The organism is Polynucleobacter sp. 39-46-10 (assembly GCF_002282275.1).
The window spans coordinates 1-3211 of sequence record NZ_NCJB01000271.1; the positions used below are offsets into that span (position 1 = coordinate 1).

A 3211-nucleotide genomic window follows, 5' to 3' on the forward strand; every position below is an offset into this window, starting at 1 on the left:
ATTATATTTATTCGACAGGAAAATATCTTGAACGCGCAATACACACCAATCATTAAAGAGTTTTTTGATCCAGAAACCTGGACTTATACCTATGTGGTTTATGAGGGTGAGGGCAGCCCTTGCGTCATCATTGATTCAGTCATGAACTATGACCCTAAATCAGGCAGAACCACCACTAAGTCTGCTGATGAAGTCATTGCCTTCGTGAAGGCGCACCAGCTCCAAGTTACTTGGATTTTGGAGACCCATGCCCATGCAGACCATTTAACCGCAGCCCCGTACCTGCAAAGTCACCTAGGTGGCAAATTGGTTATTGGTGATCACATCACTAATGTACAGAAAGTATTTCAAGGCGTCTTCAATTTAGATGAGCACTTTAAGGTGGATGGCACTCAGTTTGATCAATTGCTCAAAGAGGGTGAGTCACTCCCTTTTGGAAACCTCTCTTTAAAAGCCCTTTTTGTACCAGGCCACACCCCAGCTTGTATGGCTTATGAAATCGGTGATGCGATCTTTGTAGGTGACACCTTATTTATGCCGGATGTCGGCACAGCCCGTTGTGATTTCCCAGGCGGTGATGCGAAGACGCTTTATCGCTCGATTCAGAAGATCCTGTCCTACCCTGGCGAGACAAAGCTGTATATGTGCCATGACTATCCACCAAACAACAGACCTGCGACAGGTGTCACCACTGTCGCTGACGAGAAGGCCAATAATATCCATGTGCATGATGGCGTGACCGAAGAACAATTTGTGGCGATGCGCACTGCACGAGATAAAACCTTAGATATGCCAACATTAATATTACCTTCTATTCAGGTCAATATTCGAGCTGGTCATTTTCCTGAGGCAGATAGCAATGGGGTTGCTTATCTAAAAATTCCATTGAATGCACTCTGATTGGAAAAAGACAATGAATATGCCTATCTCTAAAGCCGAATTAAAGAAGATGCAGTCATCTGCAGATGATGCTTGCAGGATGATGAAGGTCTTATCTAACCGCGATCGCATGATGCTCTTATGCGAAATCGGCCAAGCGGAAAAATGCGTTAGTGAGCTAGAGACTGCTCTAGATTTACATCAACCCACACTCTCACAGCAGCTTACGGTGTTGCGTAAAGAAAAGCTGGTGAAAACACGTAGAGAGGGTAAGCAAATTTACTACTCCCTATCAAGTCAGGTTGCTGTAGCAGTCATGAGTTTGCTCTACAAGCATTACTGTAAGAAGTAATTGCCAGGAATCATTTAATTACTTTTAAAGGGAGTGCAATATGAAATGTAACGTCGGCGGTATCGATCGTATCTTAAGAATCTCAGTGGGTATTGTGTTGGTTGCGCTTGTAGCCAACGGTATCGTAGGCTGGTGGGGCTGGCTTGGACTAATTCCTTTAGCTACTGGAATTTTCCGTTTCTGCCCAGCTTATCCATTATTGGGAATCAATTCTTGTGGAACTTCATCTGAAGCAGATTCTTGCTGTAAGTAAGTCTTCCTTAGTTTGATAAAGGCGCATTGAGAAATAACACTCAATGTGCCTTATTGCCATCTAGTACTCTCACTTCTTAGTGTAAATACCGTGCAGTAAAAAGATTGTAGAGAAGGCAACACCAATCATCCAGTGCGTTGTAATAACTGGATCTCGAATTTCTTCGGGGCCGTAGTAGAGCAGAGCCCCCGAAACTAATAAAGTAGTTAAAAAAGCCAATTGGCTTAAACCGCTCCACAACTTCCTCTTAGACTTCAGGCCTGCCTTCAGGTGGGCGGGCAAAATCGAACCCAGAGCCATCGTGGCCATGATTGCTGTAATGCCATGCCACGCTAATACTGAGTGGGCACCCAATATAGCGCGTTGAATATGCAATTCATGACCAAGTAAATAGACTGTGCCTGTAAGTGAGCAGCTCAGCATGGCAATGATTACAAAATGTCTTTGCCAGGTTGGCATTTTGCCAAGGCGACTGGTATTTTTCATGAGCTGAGGGTGTATGGAATTTTGATGGCTTGAGCAGAAAAATGACTCAAGCAGGGGTGTTGGGTATCCCCAGAAATACTCACCACCTTAGTCAAGGCATCTGCGTAGACACATTGATTTGCGATCACCGAGTAAGACTCTGAAAATTCAAGAAGCTCATCATTGAGGGGATTGACCAGATAGCTTTTGGCATCAGCATCGCGCTTTGAAAAGTAGAGACTGCTGGTTGCGATCGCACCCTTCCTGATGTTGCCAATGTGGATGAGTTCATGGGGATTCGCTGGATTACGAATGTGAATGTCTTGACTGCAATCGCCAAAAACTCGTAAATCCCCACCAGCATTAACGGATCCTGATTGGATGCCGCCAGCTAATAAGATCTCTACCGCCCTATCTACAGCATAGCCTTTCGCAATCCCCCCAAGATCAAGACAGAGTGGGACCGTGGAGTACACCAAGTTTGGCTCGAGAAATAGGACATCTTCAATGCCTCCAAATGCATGAGCACCCAAGCAGATATGCTTGGGAAGTAGGTCTGCCTCTACTAAGAGGTGCCCAATCCCGCAATTAAATAGGCCATTTGAGAGTTGAAAAACCTCTTTAGCAATAGAGATCACTTCAGCGGTCCAGGAGTGGATTTGAAGAGGTTCTAAATATGAGCTGGCATTTATTTGAGAAAGCTCACTCTCTGGATTGTGAAAGCCCATCAAGGATTGCACTTGCTCAATAGCTAGGAAAGCTTCGTTTAGCACTTTCGAATATTGCAACTCATCCTCAATTCTGATTTCTACGAAGGTGCCTAAAAGCGGCTTGCAGCGAATCATTTTGCTTTTGGAATTGAAGTCTGATTTTTTAAGGCGATGTCGTATAAGACTGCAACCCGCTTGACGCCATCAGTCAGATGCTTACAAGAAAGGGTGGCGCCGCCGATATTTTGAATATCTTTGTTCAGCTTAATAGGGTCTACTGCTGTTTTGCCTATGAACTGTTTACGCCACTGCTCTTCTGCTACTTCGTAGCCATAGGATTCAACGTACTCCAGAATCTCGATTCCAGTCACCGCTCCAGATGGGTTTAGTGCTACTGCATAGGTAATCATTTCATGTTTACCAACTACCTCATCTACGATGAACCAGCTCCCATCAGATGCTTTCCAAATTCGATCACCTTGAAAGGGGTGCCGAATACTTGAAGCAGCACGCATTTTGCCTTGTAATTCATCGGTGATGATGATGGGATTT

6 protein-coding genes are annotated in these 3211 nt (G+C 44.7%); 3 read left to right on the forward strand and 3 right to left on the reverse strand.

What is annotated here, in order from left to right; translation table 11 throughout:
• Nucleotides 1–3: 3 nt before the first annotated feature.
• The 3 genes from B7X71_RS14150 to B7X71_RS14160 are packed head-to-tail and all read left to right on the forward strand — an operon-like array spanning nucleotide 4 to nucleotide 1484.
• Nucleotides 4–900, forward strand: a complete 897-nt coding sequence (locus tag B7X71_RS14150; protein ID WP_293601077.1) for an MBL fold metallo-hydrolase — start codon at nucleotides 4–6, stop codon at nucleotides 898–900.
• Between the two features lie 19 nt (nucleotides 901–919).
• Nucleotides 920–1231 carry a metalloregulator ArsR/SmtB family transcription factor gene (locus B7X71_RS14155; RefSeq protein ID WP_293601078.1) on the forward strand — a complete coding sequence of 104 codons (312 nt, stop codon included), beginning with the start codon at nucleotides 920–922 and terminating at the stop codon, nucleotides 1229–1231.
• Nucleotides 1232–1271: 40 nt separating this feature from the next.
• Complete coding sequence (locus tag B7X71_RS14160; RefSeq protein ID WP_293599810.1) at nucleotides 1272–1484, forward strand: DUF2892 domain-containing protein; 213 nt, start codon at nucleotides 1272–1274, stop codon at nucleotides 1482–1484.
• Nucleotides 1485–1553: 69 nt separating this feature from the next.
• On the opposite strand, the gene B7X71_RS14165 is transcribed toward B7X71_RS14160, so the two are convergent.
• From B7X71_RS14165 to B7X71_RS14175, 3 genes are all read right to left on the reverse strand, one after another.
• Nucleotides 1554–1970, reverse strand: a complete 417-nt coding sequence (locus B7X71_RS14165) for a hypothetical protein (protein WP_293599809.1) — start codon at nucleotides 1968–1970, stop codon at nucleotides 1554–1556.
• Nucleotides 1967–2794, reverse strand: coding sequence for an FAD:protein FMN transferase (locus B7X71_RS14170; RefSeq protein WP_293601075.1), 828 nt, complete (start codon nucleotides 2792–2794; stop codon nucleotides 1967–1969). The genes B7X71_RS14165 and B7X71_RS14170 overlap by 4 nt, the downstream gene beginning before the upstream one ends.
• Nucleotides 2791–3211 (reverse strand): FMN-binding protein (locus tag B7X71_RS14175; protein ID WP_293601076.1); only part of this gene is annotated, 421 nt, incomplete at its 5' end. The genes B7X71_RS14175 and B7X71_RS14170, both read right to left, overlap by 4 nt.

Bases quoted from the DNA above. Each gene is read 5' to 3' on its own strand.
- B7X71_RS14155 (WP_293601078.1), top strand. From the start codon at position 920: ATGCCTATCTCTAAAGCCGAATTAAAGAAGATGCAGTCATCTGCAGAT.
- B7X71_RS14160 (WP_293599810.1), top strand. From the start codon at position 1,272: ATGAAATGTAACGTCGGCGGTATCGATCGTATCTTAAGAATCTCAGTG.
- B7X71_RS14165 (WP_293599809.1), bottom strand. From the start codon at position 1,970: ATGAAAAATACCAGTCGCCTTGGCAAAATGCCAACCTGGCAAAGACAT.
- B7X71_RS14170 (WP_293601075.1), bottom strand. From the start codon at position 2,794: ATGATTCGCTGCAAGCCGCTTTTAGGCACCTTCGTAGAAATCAGAATT.